The following is a 19,624-nucleotide window of genomic DNA, read 5'->3' on the forward strand; positions in this document are numbered from 1 at the left end:
AAGCGTGTTGACTCAGGCACTGCGGCGCAGTAGCCCCTGTTTCTTCAGCCAGACCAGCAAAATAGAAATCGCGGCGGGCGTTATCCCGGAAATACGGGACGCCTGGCCAATCGACGCCGGTTTGTGATCGTTGAGTTTGGCGATGACCTCGTTCGAGAGGCCATTCACCTGGCGATAATCAAGTGTCGCTGGCAACAGCGTGCTTTCGTTGCGCTGCTGTTTCTCGATCTCATCCTGCTGGCGGGCGATATAACCTTCGTATTTCACCTGGATCTCAACCTGCTCCGCCGCCTGCGCGTCTTCCAGCGCCGGGGCGAAAGCCGCGAGCATGGTCAACTGAGAATAGGTCATTTCCGGACGACGCAGCAGATCTTCGCCGCTGGCCTCGCGGGAAAGCGGCGCGGTGAGCGTTGCGTTGATCTCTTCCACGGTGGTCGAAGACGGCGTCACCCAGGTACTTCTCAGACGCTGGCGCTCGCGTTCGATATTTTCCAGCTTCTCGTTGAAACGCGCCCAGCGCGCATCATCAACCAGGCCCATTTCGCGACCAGCTTCGGTCAGACGTAAATCCGCATTGTCTTCGCGCAGCATCAGCCGATATTCCGCACGCGAGGTAAACATGCGGTATGGCTCTTTGGTACCGAGCGTGCAGAGATCATCCACCAGAACGCCAAGGTAGGCCTGAGAACGGCCCGGTGCCCAGCCCTCTTTCTCGGCGGAGTAACGCCCGGCGTTCAGGCCCGCCAGCAGCCCCTGCGCCGCAGCTTCTTCGTAACCGGTAGTGCCATTAATCTGGCCGGCGAAGAACAGCCCCTGAATGTATTTGCTCTCAAGGGTCGGTTTCAGGTCGCGCGGGTCGAAGAAATCGTACTCAATGGCGTAACCCGGACGCACAATCTTCGCGTTTTCCATCCCTTTCATGGAACGGACAATTTGCATCTGCACGTCAAACGGCAGACTCGTCGAGATGCCGTTCGGATAAATTTCGTTGCTGGTCAGCCCTTCAGGCTCCAGGAAGATCTGGTGCGCGTTACGATCGGCAAAACGCATCACTTTATCTTCGATCGACGGGCAGTAGCGCGGGCCGATCCCTTCGATGACGCCCGCGTACATGGGGCTGCGATCGAGGTTGCTGCGGATTACATCATGGGTTTTTTCGTTGGTATGCGTGATGTAGCACGGCACCTGACGCGGGTGCTGGCTGACTGATCCCATGAACGAAAAGACCGGCATCGGGTTATCGCCATGCTGCTGATCCAGCACGCTGAAATCGATAGTACGCGCGTCGATACGCGGCGGCGTCCCGGTTTTCAGACGGCTGACGCGCAGCGGCAATTCACGCAGTCGACGCGCCAGCGGTACGGAAGGCGGATCGCCTGCGCGGCCACCGCTGTAGTTATCGAGCCCGATATGAATTTTGCCATCGAGGAAAGTACCGACCGTCAGCACCACCGCTTTGGCGCGGAATTTCAGGCCCATCTGCGTGACGGCGCCCACGACACGATCGTTTTCCACGATCAGGTCATCTACCGCCTGCTGGAAGATCATCAGGTTCGGCTGATTCTCCAGCGCGGTACGTACGGCCTGCTTGTACAGCACGCGATCCGCCTGAGCGCGAGTGGCGCGAACCGCCGGGCCTTTACTGGCGTTTAGTATTCTAAACTGAATACCGGCCTGATCGATCGCCGTCGCCATCAGCCCGCCGAGGGCATCCACTTCCTTAACCAGATGTCCTTTACCAATACCGCCGATCGCCGGGTTACAGGACATCTGTCCCAGCGTGTCGATATTGTGTGTCAAAAGCAGGGTCTGCTGACCCATGCGTGCAGCGGCCATTGCGGCCTCGGTACCTGCATGACCCCCGCCAATGATAATGACGTCAAAAGGATCCGGATAAAACATGTTGGTATGACCTCGCGGTTGTGCGAAAGAGGGTTAGCTAGCCCGGGGCGTGGATTCTACTCAACTTTAGCCTGGTGAGAAAGCGCCGGGATCGTTGGTATTAAAAAGAAGATCTTTTATTTAAAGGATCTGTTTTATTGTGATCTCTTATTAGGATCGACATCCCTTGTGGATAACCCTGATCGCCCATTTGGGATCAAAAGGTTATCCGGGATCGCTTGCTGTGAATGATCGGTGATCCCAGACCGTATAAGCTGGGATCAGAAATGAGGGTTATACACAACTCAAAAAACGAACAACACTTATACCTTGGATAACTACGGGTTGATCCAAGCTTTTAAGCACTTTTATCCACAGCTGAATGGCGATCTTTCCGCCTATCAGAGTAAATTTTTCCAGGATCCCAGCCACACTTCCGCCGGATCCTCCGGAATATCATGATCGAGAATGTTGATCTTAAGCGGTTCGCCGACGCGTTTAGCCCCACATTCCGTCAGTACCACGTCGAGCTTTTCGATAGCGCCGCAAAATGTGTCGTATTCGCGGCTGCCGATACCGATAGCGCCGTAGCGAACGTTACTGAGATCGGGACGTTGTTCAGCCAGTGCGTCATATAAAGGTTGCAGGTTGTCTGGCAGATCGCCCGCGCCATGCGTGGAGCTCACCAGCAACCAGATACCGGCAGGCTTAAGATCGTCAAGAAGCGGGCCATGCAGCGTTTCGGTGCTATAACCGGCGTCTTCCAGCTTTTCAGCCAGGTGTTCCGCCACGTATTCCGCGCCGCCAAGAGTGCTGCCACTGATCAGGGTAATGTCTGTCATGGATGTCCGCCTTGAGTAAACGACGCGTATTGTACGCTGTGAAGGGGCTGGGATCTACCTGTGGATAATATGGGTATTAAAAATAGCCGTCACGGGCGGATGGTACGCATGATCGGGTTCTGCAGCGAGATCAATGTCTCGGTGGACTGAATTTCATCAATTGTTTGGATCTTGTTGATAAGCACCTGCTGCAACGCGTCTATCGATCGACACATGACCTTAATAAAGATGCTGTAGTGGCCAGTGGTGTAATAGGCTTCGGTAACTTCATCGAGGCTTTCCAGCTTTTCGAGCGCAGCCGGGTAATCCTTCGCGCTCTTGAGGATAATGCCGATAAAGCAGCAGACGTCATAGCCAAGCTGTTTCGGACTGATATCGATACGCGCGCCAGTGATAATTCCCGCCTGCTTCATTTTCTCGACGCGCACGTGAATGGTGCCTGGGCTTACGCCAAACTGTTTGGCCAGCTCAGCATAGGCGGTGCGCGCGTTCGCCATCAGCGCCTCCAGAATGCCGCGGTCCAGATTATCGATCTGATAATTTTCCATACGTTTTCCTTATAATTATTCAGTAATCGTTATTTTCATACCGCCTATATTAGCGAATTAAAATGTGAGTGGCCTTTTTTATTGAGGATTATTGAGTGTACCCCCTTTTTTATTGCTTAATCAAAAGCAACAGAGGTACAGGAGCCCCCGATAATGAAAACCGCATACATCACTCGCCAGCGCCAGATTAGCTTTGTAAAAGCCCACTTTTCCCGCCAGCTTGAGGAAAAACTCGGCTTGCTTGAAGTTCAGGCGCCGATCCTCAGCCGTGTCGGCGACGGGACGCAGGATAACCTTTCCGGCTGTGAGAAAGCGGTACAGGTCAATGTCAAAACGCTGCCGCAGGCGCAGTTTGAGGTCGTCCATTCGCTGGCGAAATGGAAGCGTAAAACGCTAGGCCAGCACGACTTCAGCGCTGGCGAAGGGCTTTACACGCATATGAAAGCGCTGCGCCCGGATGAAGACAGGCTCTCGCCGGTACACTCTGTGTATGTGGATCAGTGGGACTGGGAGCGCGTGATGGGCGACGGTGAGCGTCACCTCGGCACGCTGAAGCAGACGGTGGAAAGCATCTGGTCGGCTATCAAGGCGACCGAGCTCGCGGCGGCGGAGCGCTTTGGCCTGACGCCGTTTCTGCCAGACGCCATCCACTTTGTGCACAGCGAAACCCTGCAACGCCGTTTCCCTGAACTGGATGCGAAAGGTCGCGAGCGCGCGATAGCGAAGGAGCTTGGCGCGGTCTTCCTGATTGGCATTGGCGGTAAGCTCGCCGACGGCAAACGCCACGACGTACGCGCGCCGGATTATGATGACTGGACAACGCCGACCAAAGGCGGTTTTGCGGGGCTTAACGGCGATATTCTGGTCTGGAACCCGCAGCTGGAAGACGCGTTTGAGATCTCCTCAATGGGGATCCGCGTGGATGCTGATGCGCTTAAACGTCAGCTTGCTCTCACGGGCGATCAGGATCGCCTTGCGCTGGAGTGGCATCAGGCGCTGCTCAACGGTGAGATGCCGCAGACGATCGGCGGCGGTATCGGGCAGTCGCGTCTGACCATGCTGTTGTTGCAACTGCCGCATATCGGTCAGGTGCAGTGCGGCGTATGGCCGGAGCAGGTGCAGGCCGCGGTTGCCGAACTGCTGTAACGTCAGCGTCGTAACCGGCGCACCAGACGGCTGCGCATCCCGGTATCAAAGCGCCAGATATGATCGAAAATGCGCATGATACCGGGCTTGCCATGAGCAGACATCGCCACCGCATGAAAGCGGTGCTGATGGATCTGCTGTAACGTCTTGACCTGGCTTACCACGTCATCCGGCAGCCGCTGGGCGATGAAATCGGAAACCACCACCGCATCGGCGTCAAACCACTCGCCGCCCTGGAGTTTTTCGGCGATGGCGCGAAAACAGCTCGCCAGGTCGGTGCCGCCGCGAAAGCGCTGACTCAGAAAGCGGATCGCCTGCTCGATCCCGTCCCGCCCGCACAGTTCATAGCGCACCACTTCACTCGAAAACAGCATAATAAAGCAGCGACGATTATCCGCGAGCGCAATGCGCATCAGCGCCAGGCAAAACGCTTTGGCGCATTGTTCGTTAAAGCCGCCCATCGAGCCTGAGGTGTCGACGCAGACGATAAACGGCCCGCGCGGCTGCTCGTCGTAATCCTGTCGCGTCACCGGCCGCTGCATCACCTTTTCGCGCCAGGCGTCGCCCTGTAGCCGGTAGGTCAGCAGCTGTTTTTCCACCAGCCGCCGGTAAAACTCATACTCCAGTTCGGTAATGCCAAGCGTCGCAAGCTCCGGCGGCAGCAGGCGCAGAATGTCGTCGCTGCGCTGTAAGCCATCGACCTGCTCCGGCACCGAGGCGGGCTCACGTACCAGTGTGCGGAAGGTTTCCAGCGGCGCTTCTTTTTTCGGTACGGATTTCGCTTCGCGGGAGCGCCCCAGTTGTTCGGCGAGTTGTAAAAGCTCCGGCTGGTTGGCCAGGAAGTCCCCATATTTCACGATGAGCTGATAATCGCCGCGCCGCAGCTTGCCGTCGCTCATGTCCCAGAGCCGCCCGGCGGAATGCTCGTTCTCCACCAGCACCTGTTCGAGCTGGCCGCTCAGGGTCATACGCTCCTGCACTTCGCTCAGCAGTTGTTCCCGCTCCTCTTCCAGCAATTGCTGATTAAAAGTGGTGGCCTGTACGACCAGGCTCAGCCGCCAGCGTTGCAAAAACAGCGTATGCAGGGCAGGTGTGAAATGGGGGTTATCGGCGATAAGGCGGGCAGCCTGCTCGGCAAAGGGCGAGCCGAGGCGGCTAAGCAGCGCGCTGATTTGCGGCAGCTGGACGATAAACTGGCTGGTAGAGAGAAGCTGGCTTTTCTGATAGCCGATCACCTCTTCTTCCAGTTCCGGCGGCACGTGCGCCTCTTTCAGCCGGGTTTTGAGCTGTTCGCGCCAGCGCGGAATATCCTGCGTCAGCGCATGTTTAAGCCTGGGAAACTTTTCAAAAAATACCGCCAGTTGCGGCGAGGCCAGCAGCGCAATCACGATCTCTTCAATCATCTCGCCTTCACTGATAGCCAGAATGAGATTCAGTGAATCCGCTGTCAGCATTGGCGCGCCTGTTTAATCTGCTCGCCCACATCCTGGAGGCTGGCCTCAATGCGCCCTAACCAGTCGCTTTCAACAAACAGGCATTTTTGCTGTTCGCTGAAGCGCGAGTGTTGCAGATGCCACTCGTTATCCAGCTCTTCCAACTGCTGTTTAATCTCCTCCGGCAGGCCGCTCGTTGAGGCCGCGCCCGGCAGCGACAGCCGCGTGCCCTGAAGGCTTACGTCGCGCAACACCAGATGCTGGCTGGCGTCCACTTCCAGATTCAGGGCCTGGGCGAAGCCGATACCGTTCAGCTTGCCGCGGATCTCGCCGCCTTTTTGCAGCCACGTTTCCAGCGCCTCTCTCGCAAAGGCCACATGGATAACGTCGATATCATGCAGCTTAAGCGGCTTTTGCAGCAGCAGCGTTAATGTTGGCTCCGTGAGGTTCGCAGGCAACTGGTATTGCGGGCGGCGGCTGAACATGCCGCTTTGCTTCTCAAGGCGCAGCGCCGTTTTATCGCTGTGCTGCTGCTCTAACTGCATCCGGCGCTGGGTAATAGCGCCCAGACGGTTGAGCATCGCATGCTGGCCCCAGGCATGGGAGGTCATCAGCAACGCTATTTGCTGCTGCATTAATGACATCGCGCTGGCATCATGCCACAGGCAATCTTTCAGCAGGATGAGGTCGATGGGTGCCACGGCGTCGCGACCGCTGAAAAAGGCGCTGGCCTGCAACAGGCGGATAGCTTTCTTCCAGCGACGATCGGAGACATACGGCGCGTTCGCCTGCGCATCAAGCTGCTGGCGCAGGGTGAATATCAGCTCGAACACCGGGTCCGGCAGTTTGACGTTGCTGATACTGGTCTGCCATTGCTGATACTCGTCATCGCTGACCTGTAGCCCCGGCGGCACCGGGTTTTCATTTTCGTCCTGCTGGCTGACCAGCATCGCGCGAAAGCTGTTTTTCTCCTGCACCCGATCAAGCCACAGGCGAATCAGCATACGGTCATAGAGCGCCTCAAGGCTGCTGTCCGCTTCCGGCAGTTCGTTGGAGGCGGTGACCAGCAGGCGCATCGGGATTTTTTCCTCATGCGCGCCGTTGCGAAAGCGACGTTCGTTAATGGCGGTCAGCAAGGTGTTCAGGATAGCCGGGCCAGCTTTCCAGATTTCATCCAGAAACACGATTTCCGCCTCCGGCAGATAACCCGCCGTCAGACGTTCATAACGGCCTTCATCTTTTAAAGCCTGAATGGAGAGCGGCCCGAACACTTCTTCCGGCGTGGAGAATCGCGTCATCAGATATTCAAAAGCACGGGCGTGCTGGAACGCGAATTTCAGCCGTCGGGCTATCAGGCTTTTGGCAATGCCGGGCGGGCCGAGTAAAAAGACGCTCTCGCCGCTCAGCGCCGCCAGCAGGCACATACGGATAGCGTGGCTGCGTTCAAACAGCCCTTTTTCCAGCGCTGCGCTGAGACGTGAAATTCTTTCCGCCAATAAATTGGGTTGAGCCATAATAGTTACTCTGCATTCTGACTACGCCGCCTGGTTTCTGGTGCGAGTATAGACGTTTCATATTCATGCTGATAATGGATTGATGCCATTATCTATTTGGCTTGATTTGGGTAAAGAGTCGGTGATTGAGGGGTACGATTTTTTAACGAATCGTGCATACTGTGCGCTTTTTGTGGGCCAAGGGACTAAGCGCACACGGGATTTCAACGAAGACTAGTCTATGAGCACTGAGAATAAGCAATCGTTGCCTGCGATTACGCTGGCGGCCATCGGGGTGGTGTACGGCGATATCGGCACCAGTCCGCTTTATACGTTACGAGAGTGTCTTTCCGGCCAGTTTGGGTTTGGCGTGGAACGGGACGCTGTTTTTGGCTTTCTTTCATTAATTTTCTGGCTGTTGGTTTTTGTTGTCTCCTTTAAATACCTGACGTTCGTGATGCGCGCGGATAACGCCGGCGAAGGCGGTATTCTGACGCTGATGTCGCTTGCCGGTCGCAATACCTCGGCGCGCATGACGTCGGTGCTGGTGATCCTCGGGCTTATCGGCGGCAGTTTCTTTTATGGCGAGGTGGTGATTACGCCTGCTATTTCAGTGATGTCGGCCATAGAAGGTCTGGAAATCGCCGCGCCTTCGCTGGATCCTTATATCGTTCCGCTCTCGATTGTCGTGCTGACGCTGCTGTTTATTATTCAGAAGCACGGCACCGGCATGGTGGGGAAACTCTTCGCGCCAATTATGCTCGCCTGGTTTTTGATCCTGGCCGTATTGGGCGCGCGGGGCATTATGGGCAACCCGGAAGTGCTACAGGCGCTGAACCCGGCCTGGGCGGTGCATTTCTTCCTGGAATATAAAGCCGTCTCGTTTGCCGCACTCGGGGCTGTGGTATTGTCGATTACCGGCGTGGAAGCGCTGTATGCCGATATGGGGCACTTCGGCAAACTGCCTATCCGCGTGGCGTGGTTCTCCGTGGTGCTGCCGTCGCTGGTGCTGAACTACTTCGGCCAGGGCGCGCTGCTGCTCAAAACGCCTGAGGCTATCAAGAACCCGTTCTTCCTGCTGGCGCCGGACTGGGCGCTTATCCCGATGCTCATCCTTGCGACGCTCGCGACGGTTATCGCTTCGCAGGCGGTGATTTCCGGCGTCTTTTCCCTGACCCGTCAGGCGGTGCGTCTGGGGTATCTGTCGCCGATGCGCATTATTCATACATCGGAAATGGAATCGGGCCAGATCTATATTCCGGTGGTGAACTGGATGCTCTATTTCGCCGTGGTGATTGTTATCGTCAGCTTCGAGCACTCCAGTAATCTTGCGGCGGCTTACGGTATCGCAGTAACCGGCACGATGGTGCTGACCTCAATTCTCTTTACTACCGTAGCGCGTAAAAACTGGCACTGGAACCGCATTCTGGTGGGGCTGATGCTGGTGGCGTTTATGTGCGTCGATGTGCCGCTTTTCTCGGCGAACCTTGAAAAACTCTTCTCCGGCGGCTGGCTGCCGTTAAGCCTGGGTCTGGTAATGTTCATCATTATGACGACCTGGAAAAGCGAGCGTTTCCGCCTGCTGCGCCGGATGCACGAGCATGGCAATTCGCTCGATGCAATGATTACCTCGCTGGAAAAATCGCCGCCGGTTCGCGTGCCGGGCACGGCAGTGTATATGTCCCGCGCGCTGAACGTTATTCCGTTCGCGCTGTTGCATAACCTCAAGCACAACAAAGTGCTGCACGAACGTGTGATCCTCCTGACGCTGCGTACCGAAGACGCGCCTTACGTTCATAACGTCAAACGCGTGACGCTCGAACAGCTGTCGCCGACGTTCTGGCGCGTGGTGGCGAGCTACGGCTGGCGTGAAACGCCGAATGTGGAAGAGGTGTTCCACCGCTGCGGGCTTGAGGGATTAAGCTGCCGGATGATGGAAACCTCCTTCTTTATGTCGCATGAGTCGCTCATTATCGGCGACAAGCGGCCCTGGTATTTACGCCTGCGCGGCAAGCTATTCCTGCTGCTACAGCGCAACGCGCTTCGGGCGCCGGATCAGTTTGAGATCCCGCCTAACCGTGTTATCGAACTGGGAACGCAGGTAGAGATTTAATCCTTAAGCGAAACGCCTTCCGGCCACCGGAAGGCGTTTTTTTATGGGCGAACGCGCGCGCTTTTTTACCTTAAGCGAAACGTTTCGATGACGATCACAGTTTCGTTACGTGATGTTTGTTTATTGTTCTTTCTGCCGGATAAACTCCCCATCAGCGAAACGTTTCGCTAATGGAGCATAAAATGAAAAAAGGCACCGTTCTTCATTCCGGCATTTCATCCGTCATCTCGCGTCTTGGCCACACCGACACCATTGTGGTGTGCGACGCCGGGTTGCCGATCCCGTCCACGACTGAACGTATCGATCTCGCGCTGACCCAGGGCGTGCCGGGTTTTTTACAGGTCGTCGATGTCGTGACACGTGAAATGCAGGTAGAAGCGGCAATCCTTGCAGAAGAGATTAAACAGCATAATCCGCAACTCCACGAAACGTTGCTCGGCCATATCGGGCAGCTGCAGCAGCACCAGGGAAATACCATCGCTGTTCATTACGTTACCCATGAACAGTTCAAACAAAAAACCGCAGACAGTCAGGCGGTCATTCGCAGCGGGGAGTGTTCCCCGTTTGCGAATATCATTCTCTGCGCCGGCGTCACGTTCTGAGGCCGTCATGCAACCATTACTCCAGCTTAAAGGCATCGATAAATCCTTCCCCGGCGTTAAGGCGCTCTCTGGCGCGACGCTGAACGTCTATGCCGGGCGCGTTATGGCGCTGGTGGGAGAAAACGGCGCCGGTAAATCCACGCTGATGAAAGTGCTCACCGGTATTTATACCCGTGACGCCGGCTCGCTGGTCTGGCTTGGTCAGGAGACCGCCTTCAGCGGCCCGAAAGCCTCCCAGGAAGCCGGTATCGGCATCATTCATCAGGAGTTAAACCTGATCCCGCAACTCTCCATTGCGGAGAACATCTTTCTGGGGCGCGAGTTTGTCAGCCGCTTTGGCAAAATCGACTGGAAAAGAATGTATGCCGAGGCGGATAAACTGCTGGCGAAGCTCAACCTGCGTTTTAACAGCCGCCGTCTGGTGGGCGAACTGTCGATTGGCGATCAGCAGATGGTGGAAATCGCTAAGGTGCTGAGCTTTGAGTCGAAAGTCATCATCATGGATGAGCCGACCGACGCGCTGACCGATACCGAAACGGATTCCCTGTTCCGAGCCATCCGCGAGCTAAAAGCGCAGGGATGCGGCATCGTTTATATCTCTCACCGCATGAAAGAGATTTTTGAGATCTGCGATGACGTGACGGTCATGCGTGACGGCCAGTTTATCGCCGAGCGTGAAGTCAGTTCCCTGACGGAAGAGACGCTTATCGAAATGATGGTCGGCCGTAAGCTGGAAGATCAGTACCCCCATCTCGACAAAGCGCCGGGCGAGATCCGCCTGAAAGTCGACAACCTGAGCGGCCCTGGCGTGAACGGCGTGAGCTTTACGCTGCGCCGGGGAGAAATTCTGGGCGTGTCCGGGCTGATGGGTGCCGGGCGAACCGAACTGATGAAAGTGCTGTACGGCGCGCTGCCGCGCACGGGCGGCAGCGTCACGCTGGATAACCGCGACGTGGTGACGCGCTCGCCGCAGGATGGTCTGGCGAACGGCATCGTTTATATTTCCGAGGATCGTAAGCGCGACGGGCTGGTGCTCGGCATGTCGGTGAAAGAAAACATGTCGCTGACCGCACTGCGCTATTTCAGCCGCGATGTCGGCAGTCTGAAGCATAAAGATGAACAGCAGGCCGTCAGCGATTTTATCCGCCTTTTTAACGTGAAAACGCCCTCAATGGATCAGGCTATAGGCCTGCTGTCTGGCGGTAACCAGCAGAAAGTGGCGATCGCCCGCGGATTAATGACGCGCCCGAAAGTGCTGATCCTTGATGAACCGACACGCGGCGTGGACGTCGGCGCCAAAAAAGAAATTTATCAGCTCATTAACCAGTTCAAAGCCGAAGGGCTGAGCATCATCCTGGTCTCCTCGGAGATGCCGGAAGTGCTGGGGATGAGCGATCGCATCATGGTGATGCATGAAGGGCATCTCGGCGGTGAATTCACACGCGAGCAGGCCACCCAGGAACTGCTGATGGCGGCGGCTGTCGGCAAGCTCAATCGCGTGACCCAGGAGTAAAAGACGTATGACTACCCAGACCGTTGCGACTCGTCGCTTTTTCACAAAAGCGTGGCTGATGGAGCAGAAGTCGCTGATAGCCCTGCTGGTGCTGATTGCGATTGTCTCCACCCTGAGCCCCAATTTCTTTACCGTTAATAACCTGCTCAACATTCTCCAGCAGACCTCGGTGAACGCCATCATGGCGGTCGGAATGACGCTGGTGATCCTCACCTCGGGTATCGATCTGTCCGTCGGTTCCCTGCTGGCGTTAACCGGGGCGGTTGCCGCCTCGCTCGTCGGTATTGAGGTCAACGCGCTGGTGGCGGTGGCCGCCGCCCTCGCGCTTGGCGCGGCTATCGGCGCGGTAACCGGCGCGATCGTGGCGAAAGGCCGCGTGCAGGCGTTTATCGCCACGCTGGTGATGATGCTGTTGCTGCGCGGGGTGACGCTTGAATACACCAACGGCAGCCCTGTCAGCACCGGCTTTAACGAAAATGGCGACCTGTTTGGCTGGTTCGGCATTGGCCGTCCGCTCGGCATCCCAACGCCGGTATGGATCATGGCGCTGGTGTTTCTGGTGACCTGGTATGTGCTGCATCATACCCGTCTGGGCCGGTACATTTACGCGCTGGGCGGCAACGAAGCGGCGACGCGCCTGTCGGGTATCAGCGTTAACAAAATCAAGATTATTGTTTATTCGCTCTCCGGTCTGCTGGCGTCGCTCGCGGGCGTGATTGAAGTGGCGCGTCTCTCTTCGGCGCAGCCGCTGGCGGGCGTGGGCTATGAACTGGACGCCATCGCGGCAGTCGTGCTTGGCGGCACCAGTCTGGCGGGCGGTAAAGGTCGCATTGTTGGGACGCTGATCGGCGCGCTGATCCTCGGTTTCCTGAATAATAGCCTGAATCTTTTAGGTGTTTCTCCCTACTACCAGATGATCGTCAAAGCTGTGGTCATTTTGCTGGCGGTGCTGGTGGATAACAAAAAGCAGTAACTCATTACTCAACAGGACATCTGATTATGAATATGAAAAAGCTGGCTACACTGGTTTCCGCCGTTGCGTTAAGCGCGACCGTCAGCGCCAACGCGATGGCGAAAGACACCATCGCTCTGGTCGTTTCAACGCTGAACAACCCGTTCTTTGTGTCGCTGAAAGATGGCGCGCAGAAAGAAGCGGAAAAACTGGGTTACGATCTGGTGGTGCTGGATTCTCAGAACAACCCGGCGAAAGAGCTGGCGAACGTGCAGGACCTGACCGTTCGCGGCACCAAACTGGTGCTGATCAACCCGACCGATTCTGACGCCGTAGGCAACGCCGTGAAGATGGCAAACCAGGCGAAAATCCCGGTTATCACGCTGGACCGTATGGCGGCGAAAGGCGACGTGGTCAGCCACATTGCGTCTGATAACATCGCAGGCGGTAAAATTGCCGGTAACTATATTGCGAAAAAAGCCGGTGACGGCGCGAAAGTTATCGAGTTGCAGGGTATCGCCGGCACCTCTGCTGCGCGCGAGCGTGGCGAAGGCTTTAAGCAGGCTGTGGATGCGCATAAGCTGAACGTGCTGGCCAGCCAGCCGGCGGATTTCGACCGTACTAAAGGTCTGAACGTAATGCAGAATCTGCTGACCGCGCACCCTGACGTGAAAGCCGTCTTCGCGCAAAACGACGAAATGGCCCTGGGCGCGCTGCGCGCGTTGCAGACCGCCGGTAAAACCGATGTCATGGTAGTGGGCTTCGACGGCACGGCTGACGGCGTGAAAGCGGTTCAGGATGGTAAGATGAGCGCGACCGTCGCTCAGCAGCCGGAGCAGATCGGCGTTATCGGCGTACAGACCGCGGATAAAGTGCTGAAAGGCGAGAAAGTTCGCGCCCGTATTCCGGTGGACCTGAAGCTGGTTATCCAATAAAACCACGCATAAAAAAGAAAAGCAGGGCAATGCGCCACAGGACGTGGCGCCTTTACAGGAACACTCACATGAAAAGCGCTGGCAACCTCGTCGTCCTCGGCAGCATTAATGCCGATCACATCCTTAACCTCGAAGCCTTTCCCACCCCGGGCGAAACCGTGACCGGCAGCCAGTATCAGGTGGCGTTCGGCGGCAAAGGCGCCAACCAGGCCGTGGCGGCCGGGCGCAGCGGCGCGGATATCGCGTTTATCGCCTGCGTGGGCGAGGATGATATCGGCGAGCGCATTCGCCAGCAGCTCTCCCGCGATAATATCGATGTTTCTCCCATCAGCGCCGTCACTGACGAATCGACCGGTGTGGCGCTGATTTTCGTTAATGGTGAAGGTGAAAACGTCATCGGCATTCATGCGGGCGCGAACGCGGCGCTAACGCCGGCGCGTGTTGAAGCACAGCGGGTGAAAATCGCCAACGCCCGCGCGCTGCTGATGCAGCTGGAATCGCCGGTGGAAAGCGTTATCGCAGCGGCGCGTATCGCACATGAACACCAGACTACCGTTATCCTTAATCCGGCACCCGCCCGCGCGCTTTCCGATGAGCTGCTGGCGCTGGTGGACATCATTACCCCGAATGAAACCGAAGCGGAAAAACTGACCGGCGTGAAGGTCGCTCATGATGAGAGCGCCGCGCAGGCTGCCGCTGTTTTGCATCAGAAAGGCATTGAAACAGTCATTATCACGCTCGGCAGCCGCGGCGTATGGCTTAGCATTAATGGTGAAGGGCAGCGCGTGCCCGGCTTTAGCGTAAAGGCCGTCGATACCATTGCTGCGGGCGATACCTTTAACGGCGCGCTGGTCACCGCATTGCTGGAAGGTACGCCGATGCTTAACGCTATCCGCTTCGCTCATGCCGCCGCCGCGATTGCCGTGACGCGCCCCGGCGCGCAGCCTTCCGTTCCCTGGCGTGACGAGATCGACGCCTTCTTACAGCAGCAGGGGTAGCCATCGTGGCGACATTGAAAGATGTCGCCCGCCTTGCGGGTGTCTCCACCTCAACCGTTTCGCACGTCATTAATAAAGACCGTTTCGTCAGCGACGCTATCCGTGCGCGGGTGGAAGATGCCGTCCGAACGCTGAATTACGCGCCGTCAGCGCTGGCGCGCAGCCTGAAGCTGAATCAGACGCGTACCATCGGCATGCTGATCACCGCAAGCTCCAACCCCTTTTATTCCGAGCTGGTGCGCGGTGTGGAGCGCAGCTGCTTTGAGCGCGGCTACAGCCTGGTGTTGTGTAATACCGAAGGCGACGAACAGCGGATGAACCGCAACCTGGAAACGCTGCTGCAAAAGCGCGTCGACGGCTTGTTACTGCTCTGCACCGAAACGCACCAGCCTTCGCCCGCGATTATGACGCGCTACCCGGCGATCCCGACGGTGATGATGGACTGGTCGCCCTTCGACGGCGACAGCGATGTAATACAGGATAACTCGCTGCTGGGCGGTGATATCGCCACGCGGCATCTTATTGAAAAAGGTTTTACGCGAATCGCCTGCGTGACCGGTCCGCTGGACAAGACGCCGGCGCGTCAGCGTCTGGAAGGCTATCGCACCGCGATGCGGCGCGCAGGTCTGCCGGTGCCGGAAGGTTATGAAGTCGTTGGCGACTTTGAATTCGCGGGCGGCCTGCGAGCGATGCAGTCGCTACTGGCACTGCCCGAACCGCCGCAAGCCGTATTTATGGGTAACGATGCCATGGCGGTCGGCGCCTATCAGGCGCTCTACCAGGCCGGGCTGCGCATTCCGCAGGATATCGCGCTGGTGGGGTACGACGATATTGAACTGGCACGCTATATGACTCCGCCGCTGACTACTATCCATCAACCTAAAGATGAACTGGGCGAACTCGCCATCGACGTGCTCATCCATCGCATGGCGCAGCCGGAGCTCCAGCAGCAGCGCCTGCAATTGACGCCGGTGCTGATGGAGCGCGGCTCGGCTTAAGCCTTGTGGCGCTCTTTGATCAGGTTGCGGCCATCTTTAGGACGCAACAGCATAAAGACCAGCGATGACACCACGGTAATGACGCCCATTGTAATAAAGGTGTAGTGGAACTGCTCGACGGTGTTGGCGTTATCAAACCCTTCATAGAAGCGCAGCACCGCCGCGCTGACGGCCACCCCAAGGCTTATCGACAACTGCTGCGTTACCGCCAGCATACTGTTGCCGCCGCTGGCGCTTTCATCTGTGAGATCCGCAAGCGTAATGGTGTTCATCGCAGTGAACTGCGTGGACATGGCGAGGCCCAGGACAAACAGCGGCAGGATCAGCAGCCAGACCTGGTTATCCGGCGACTGCAGCGAAAACTGCACAATCATCAGCCCGATAAACAGCGTGACGCCAACCAGCGTTTTACGATACCCGAACCAGCGCAGCACCTGCGTTACGCCTGATTTAGCGATAATCGAACCGACCGCCGTCGGCGCCATCATGCAGCCTGCGATAAACGCCGGATAGCCAAACCCCACCTGTAGCATCAGCGGCATCAGGAACGGCACGCAGCCAGTGCCGAGGCGGGAGGCAATATTCCCGGCAATGCCAACGGAAAAGGTGCGCGTCTTAAACAAGGAGAGCGAGATCAGCGGGGCGCTATGACCGCGGGCGTGCCAGATGTAGGCGGCCAGCAATAACAGCCCGCAGATAATCACGCACAAAGCAATCCAGGTCGCGACGATGCGTTCGCCGAAAAGCTCCATGCCGCTGGAAAACAGCACCAGACTCAGGCCGAACAGAAAGAAGCCTGGCATATCGAAGCGGCGACGCGGCGTGGTGAAGTTCGGCATATATTTACGGGCGTAAAACAGACCCGCGACGCCAATCGGGATGTTAATCAGGAATATCCAGTGCCAGCTTGCCCAGGTCACCAGCACGCCGCCGAGCAGCGGCCCAAGGATGGGGCCAACCAGACCGGGCATCGTGACGAAATTGAGCACCGGCAGGAGTTCGCTGCGGGGATAGGCTCTCAGGAGCGCGAGACGCGCCACCGGCATCATCATCGCGCCGCCGATACCCTGCACGATACGAAAGATAACCAGCTCGCCAAGCGAACCTGACAACGCGCAGGCCAGCGAACCTAAAGTAAAGAGAGAAACGGCGATCATAAAAACGCGGCGGGTGCCGAAGCGGTCGGCCAGCCAGCCGCTGACGGGGATAAGCATCGCGACCGTCAGGGTGTAACTGATAATCGCGGACTGCATCGCCAGCGGAGAACGGTTAAGGCTTTGAGCAATGGCTGGCAGGGCGGTGTTGAGAATGGTGGCATCCAGTGCCTGCATAAAAAAGGCCATCGCCGCTATCCACGGCAGGCCCGCCATACTGCGCGCTTTTTTAGTCATGCGGATCCTGTTGTTATTTTTCTGGCGACGCGGAAGCCTGTAGCAGCGCCTGACAGGCGCGGTACGCCTCATCGCTTCGGGACGCAATAATAGCGTCCGCAATCGCCTGATGAATTTCGGGCTTGATAACCTGGTTGTGCGTTATCGACGTGAAATAATTGTAATAGATTGAGCGGAACAGGCTTGCGAAAGCGGTCATAAAGGGATTACCGCTCATCTCATAGATTTGCTCGTGATAGGCCATGTCCACTTCTATCCAGCGTTCGCGGTTAAAAGAGACTTGCAGCGCCTGCATTTCTTCCATCGTGTTTTTGAACTGCTGTTTTTGCGCGTCGCTGCCGTTAAGCGCGGCCAGCGCGCAGGCCTGAGGCTCAAGGCTGTGGCGCATAACCAGGAAATGATTCACCACGGTAGGGAAATCTTCAATGCCCATCCACCAGGTGAGCAGCTCTTTATCAAGAAAGTTCCACTGACTCTGGGGCAGCACACGTGTACCGATACGCGGGCGCGGCAAAACCAATCCTTTCGCTGTTAAGGTTTTCACGGCTTCCCTTACCGCCGTGCGGCTCACGCCGAACTGTTCTCCCAGCTCCATTTCGCCAGGTAAAATCTCGCCGGGCTTAACGTCGCCTTTAAGGATGCGTTGCGCCAGTTTTTCTGCCAGGACATAAGAAAGGTTTTTTTGGGCCGCCTGTTGATGCGCCAGTAACGACATAATGGCAATTCCTTTAGCTGTACAACGCTAAGAGTATGCCACCGCAGGGCCCGATCTGATGCAAAAAACGGCAAATAACAGGCTGTATGGCGGTTTTACGCGATAAATGGTGAAAAAAACCGCGCTTAAAAACTTTTTTCAAATTACCTCTTGTCAGATTCTGATTACTCCCTATAATGCGCCTCCACTGACACGGCACAACGGCAAGCGAGCCGGCCCGTCAGGCAGACGAAAGCGAAAATAAACGCTTGACTCTGAAAGAGGAAAGCGTAATATACGCCACCTCGCGACAGCAGGCTGAAGGCCGCGTCGCACCGCTCTTTAACAATTTATCAGACAATCTGTGTGGGCACTCGGGGCACTGATATCTTAACGTCTTCGGACGATAAATGAATATCAAGTCTCAAGTGAACAACAGTTAATTCATTACGAACTAACAGTTTAATTCTTTGAGCATCAAACTTTTAATTGAAGAGTTTGATCATGGCTCAGATTGAACGCTGGCGGCAGGCCTAACACATGCAAGTCGAACGGTAACAGGAAGCAGCTTGCTGCTTTGCTGACGAGTGGCGGACGGGTGAGTAATGTCTGGGAAACTGCCTGATGGAGGGGGATAACTACTGGAAACGGTAGCTAATACCGCATAACGTCGCAAGACCAAAGTGGGGGACCTTCGGGCCTCATGCCATCAGATGTGCCCAGATGGGATTAGCTAGTAGGTGGGGTAACGGCTCACCTAGGCGACGATCCCTAGCTGGTCTGAGAGGATGACCAGCCACACTGGAACTGAGACACGGTCCAGACTCCTACGGGAGGCAGCAGTGGGGAATATTGCACAATGGGCGCAAGCCTGATGCAGCCATGCCGCGTGTATGAAGAAGGCCTTCGGGTTGTAAAGTACTTTCAGCGAGGAGGAAGGGGTTAAGGTTAATAACCTTGGCCATTGACGTTACTCGCAGAAGAAGCACCGGCTAACTCCGTGCCAGCAGCCGCGGTAATACGGAGGGTGCAAGCGTTAATCGGAATTACTGGGCGTAAAGCGCACGCAGGCGGTCTGTCAAGTCGGATGTGAAATCCCCGGGCTCAACCTGGGAACTGCATCCGAAACTGGCAGGCTTGAGTCTCGTAGAGGGGGGTAGAATTCCAGGTGTAGCGGTGAAATGCGTAGAGATCTGGAGGAATACCGGTGGCGAAGGCGGCCCCCTGGACGAAGACTGACGCTCAGGTGCGAAAGCGTGGGGAGCAAACAGGATTAGATACCCTGGTAGTCCACGCCGTAAACGATGTCGACTTGGAGGTTGTGCCCTTGAGGCGTGGCTTCCGGAGCTAACGCGTTAAGTCGACCGCCTGGGGAGTACGGCCGCAAGGTTAAAACTCAAATGAATTGACGGGGGCCCGCACAAGCGGTGGAGCATGTGGTTTAATTCGATGCAACGCGAAGAACCTTACCTGGTCTTGACATCCAGAGAATCCTGCAGAGATGCGGGAGTGCCTTCGGGAACTCTGAGACAGGTGCTGCATGGCTGTCGTCAGCTCGTGTTGTGAAATGTTGGGTTAAGTCCCGCAACGAGCGCAACCCTTATCCTTTGTTGCCAGCACATCATGGTGGGAACTCAAAGGAGACTGCCGGTGATAAACCGGAGGAAGGTGGGGATGACGTCAAGTCATCATGGCCCTTACGACCAGGGCTACACACGTGCTACAATGGCGCATACAAAGAGAAGCGACCTCGCGAGAGCAAGCGGACCTCATAAAGTGCGTCGTAGTCCGGATTGGAGTCTGCAACTCGACTCCATGAAGTCGGAATCGCTAGTAATCGTGGATCAGAATGCCACGGTGAATACGTTCCCGGGCCTTGTACACACCGCCCGTCACACCATGGGAGTGGGTTGCAAAAGAAGTAGGTAGCTTAACCTTCGGGAGGGCGCTTACCACTTTGTGATTCATGACTGGGGTGAAGTCGTAACAAGGTAACCGTAGGGGAACCTGCGGTTGGATCACCTCCTTACCTGCAAGATACAACCTCGCGTGCTCACACAGATTGTCTGATAGAAAGTAAAGAAG

At 56.5% G+C, this 19,624-nt stretch carries 15 protein-coding genes and 1 rRNA gene; 9 read left to right on the top strand and 7 right to left on the bottom strand.

Translation table 11 applies throughout. The features are described from left to right. Positions 1 to 12 precede the first annotated feature (12 nt). The 3 genes from mnmG to asnC all read right to left on the bottom strand — a co-directional run bounded on the left by mnmG (position 13) and on the right by asnC (position 3,271). On the bottom strand, positions 13 to 1,902 hold the full coding sequence (mnmG, locus tag AFK63_RS18535; RefSeq protein WP_038866425.1) for a tRNA uridine-5-carboxymethylaminomethyl(34) synthesis enzyme MnmG: 1,890 nt from the start codon (positions 1,900 to 1,902) through the stop codon (positions 13 to 15). A 380-nt stretch (positions 1,903 to 2,282) separates the two neighbouring features. Then, positions 2,283 to 2,723, bottom strand: a complete 441-nt coding sequence (gene mioC / locus AFK63_RS18540; RefSeq protein ID WP_038866428.1) for an FMN-binding protein MioC — start codon at positions 2,721 to 2,723, stop codon at positions 2,283 to 2,285. A gap of 89 nt (positions 2,724 to 2,812) precedes the next feature. Next, the gene (gene asnC, locus AFK63_RS18545) at positions 2,813 to 3,271 is read right to left on the bottom strand and encodes a transcriptional regulator AsnC (RefSeq protein WP_004386178.1); all 459 of its coding nucleotides are present in this window, start codon (positions 3,269 to 3,271) and stop codon (positions 2,813 to 2,815) included. Between the two features lie 153 nt (positions 3,272 to 3,424). Here asnC and asnA point away from each other — a divergent pair, with 153 nt between their 5' ends. Then, positions 3,425 to 4,417, top strand: coding sequence for an aspartate--ammonia ligase (gene asnA / locus AFK63_RS18550; RefSeq protein ID WP_038866430.1), 993 nt, complete (start codon positions 3,425 to 3,427; stop codon positions 4,415 to 4,417). A 2-nt stretch (positions 4,418 to 4,419) separates the two neighbouring features. Here asnA and viaA read toward each other — a convergent pair whose 3' ends face one another. Both viaA and ravA read right to left on the bottom strand, forming a co-directional pair. Further along, positions 4,420 to 5,871, bottom strand: coding sequence for an ATPase RavA stimulator ViaA (gene viaA, locus AFK63_RS18555; RefSeq protein ID WP_038866432.1), 1,452 nt, complete (start codon positions 5,869 to 5,871; stop codon positions 4,420 to 4,422). Beyond that, positions 5,865 to 7,364, bottom strand: coding sequence for an ATPase RavA (ravA, locus tag AFK63_RS18560; protein WP_038866434.1), 1,500 nt, complete (start codon positions 7,362 to 7,364; stop codon positions 5,865 to 5,867). The genes viaA and ravA overlap by 7 nt, the downstream gene beginning before the upstream one ends. Before the next feature lie 220 nt (positions 7,365 to 7,584). Here ravA and kup point away from each other — a divergent pair, with 220 nt between their 5' ends. The 7 genes from kup to rbsR all read left to right on the top strand — a co-directional run bounded on the left by kup (position 7,585) and on the right by rbsR (position 15,454). Next, positions 7,585 to 9,456, top strand: a complete 1,872-nt coding sequence (gene kup, locus AFK63_RS18565) for a low affinity potassium transporter Kup (protein WP_038866437.1) — start codon at positions 7,585 to 7,587, stop codon at positions 9,454 to 9,456. A gap of 182 nt (positions 9,457 to 9,638) precedes the next feature. Then, positions 9,639 to 10,058 carry a D-ribose pyranase gene (gene rbsD, locus AFK63_RS18570; RefSeq protein ID WP_038866439.1) on the top strand — a complete coding sequence of 140 codons (420 nt, stop codon included), beginning with the start codon at positions 9,639 to 9,641 and terminating at the stop codon, positions 10,056 to 10,058. Between the two features lie 7 nt (positions 10,059 to 10,065). Beyond that, a complete protein-coding gene (rbsA, locus tag AFK63_RS18575; protein WP_038866440.1) occupies positions 10,066 to 11,571 on the top strand; it encodes a ribose ABC transporter ATP-binding protein RbsA in 1,506 nt (501 codons plus the stop codon). A gap of 7 nt (positions 11,572 to 11,578) precedes the next feature. Next, positions 11,579 to 12,544, top strand: a complete 966-nt coding sequence (rbsC, locus tag AFK63_RS18580) for a ribose ABC transporter permease (RefSeq protein WP_038866443.1) — start codon at positions 11,579 to 11,581, stop codon at positions 12,542 to 12,544. 26 nt (positions 12,545 to 12,570) lie between these two features. Continuing rightward, a complete protein-coding gene (gene rbsB, locus AFK63_RS18585) occupies positions 12,571 to 13,458 on the top strand; it encodes a ribose ABC transporter substrate-binding protein RbsB (RefSeq protein WP_038866444.1) in 888 nt (295 codons plus the stop codon). Positions 13,459 to 13,526: 68 nt separating this feature from the next. After that, complete coding sequence (gene rbsK, locus AFK63_RS18590; protein WP_038866445.1) at positions 13,527 to 14,456, top strand: ribokinase; 930 nt, start codon at positions 13,527 to 13,529, stop codon at positions 14,454 to 14,456. A gap of 5 nt (positions 14,457 to 14,461) precedes the next feature. Then, positions 14,462 to 15,454, top strand: coding sequence for a ribose operon transcriptional repressor RbsR (gene rbsR / locus AFK63_RS18595; protein ID WP_053531591.1), 993 nt, complete (start codon positions 14,462 to 14,464; stop codon positions 15,452 to 15,454). Here rbsR and mdtD read toward each other — a convergent pair. Beyond that, a complete protein-coding gene (gene mdtD / locus AFK63_RS18600; RefSeq protein WP_038866447.1) occupies positions 15,451 to 16,845 on the bottom strand; it encodes a multidrug transporter subunit MdtD in 1,395 nt (464 codons plus the stop codon). The two genes, rbsR and mdtD, sit on opposite strands and share 4 nt — an antisense overlap. A gap of 13 nt (positions 16,846 to 16,858) precedes the next feature. Next, on the bottom strand, positions 16,859 to 17,560 hold the full coding sequence (locus tag AFK63_RS18605; RefSeq protein ID WP_038866449.1) for a FadR/GntR family transcriptional regulator: 702 nt from the start codon (positions 17,558 to 17,560) through the stop codon (positions 16,859 to 16,861). 465 nt (positions 17,561 to 18,025) lie between these two features. On the opposite strand from AFK63_RS18605, the gene AFK63_RS18610 reads away from it, so the two are divergent. After that, positions 18,026 to 19,568 (top strand): 16S ribosomal RNA (locus AFK63_RS18610). The last annotated feature ends 56 nt before the right edge of the window (positions 19,569 to 19,624 follow it).

It is taken from the genome of Cronobacter muytjensii ATCC 51329 (assembly GCF_001277195.1).
Lineage (GTDB): Bacteria > Pseudomonadota > Gammaproteobacteria > Enterobacterales > Enterobacteriaceae > Cronobacter > Cronobacter muytjensii.

Excerpts from the sequence above, each read along its gene's own strand:
- mnmG (WP_038866425.1), bottom strand. The coding sequence starts at position 1,902 with ATGTTTTATCCGGATCCTTTTGACGTCATTATCATTGGCGGGGGTCAT.
- mioC (WP_038866428.1), bottom strand. The coding sequence starts at position 2,723 with ATGACAGACATTACCCTGATCAGTGGCAGCACTCTTGGCGGCGCGGAA.
- asnC (WP_004386178.1), bottom strand. The coding sequence starts at position 3,271 with ATGGAAAATTATCAGATCGATAATCTGGACCGCGGCATTCTGGAGGCG.
- asnA (WP_038866430.1), top strand. The coding sequence starts at position 3,425 with ATGAAAACCGCATACATCACTCGCCAGCGCCAGATTAGCTTTGTAAAA.
- viaA (WP_038866432.1), bottom strand. The coding sequence starts at position 5,871 with ATGCTGACAGCGGATTCACTGAATCTCATTCTGGCTATCAGTGAAGGC.
- ravA (WP_038866434.1), bottom strand. The coding sequence starts at position 7,364 with ATGGCTCAACCCAATTTATTGGCGGAAAGAATTTCACGTCTCAGCGCA.
- kup (WP_038866437.1), top strand. The coding sequence starts at position 7,585 with ATGAGCACTGAGAATAAGCAATCGTTGCCTGCGATTACGCTGGCGGCC.
- rbsD (WP_038866439.1), top strand. The coding sequence starts at position 9,639 with ATGAAAAAAGGCACCGTTCTTCATTCCGGCATTTCATCCGTCATCTCG.
- rbsA (WP_038866440.1), top strand. The coding sequence starts at position 10,066 with ATGCAACCATTACTCCAGCTTAAAGGCATCGATAAATCCTTCCCCGGC.
- rbsC (WP_038866443.1), top strand. The coding sequence starts at position 11,579 with ATGACTACCCAGACCGTTGCGACTCGTCGCTTTTTCACAAAAGCGTGG.
- rbsB (WP_038866444.1), top strand. The coding sequence starts at position 12,571 with ATGAATATGAAAAAGCTGGCTACACTGGTTTCCGCCGTTGCGTTAAGC.
- rbsK (WP_038866445.1), top strand. The coding sequence starts at position 13,527 with ATGAAAAGCGCTGGCAACCTCGTCGTCCTCGGCAGCATTAATGCCGAT.
- mdtD (WP_038866447.1), bottom strand. The coding sequence starts at position 16,845 with ATGACTAAAAAAGCGCGCAGTATGGCGGGCCTGCCGTGGATAGCGGCG.
- AFK63_RS18605 (WP_038866449.1), bottom strand. The coding sequence starts at position 17,560 with ATGTCGTTACTGGCGCATCAACAGGCGGCCCAAAAAAACCTTTCTTAT.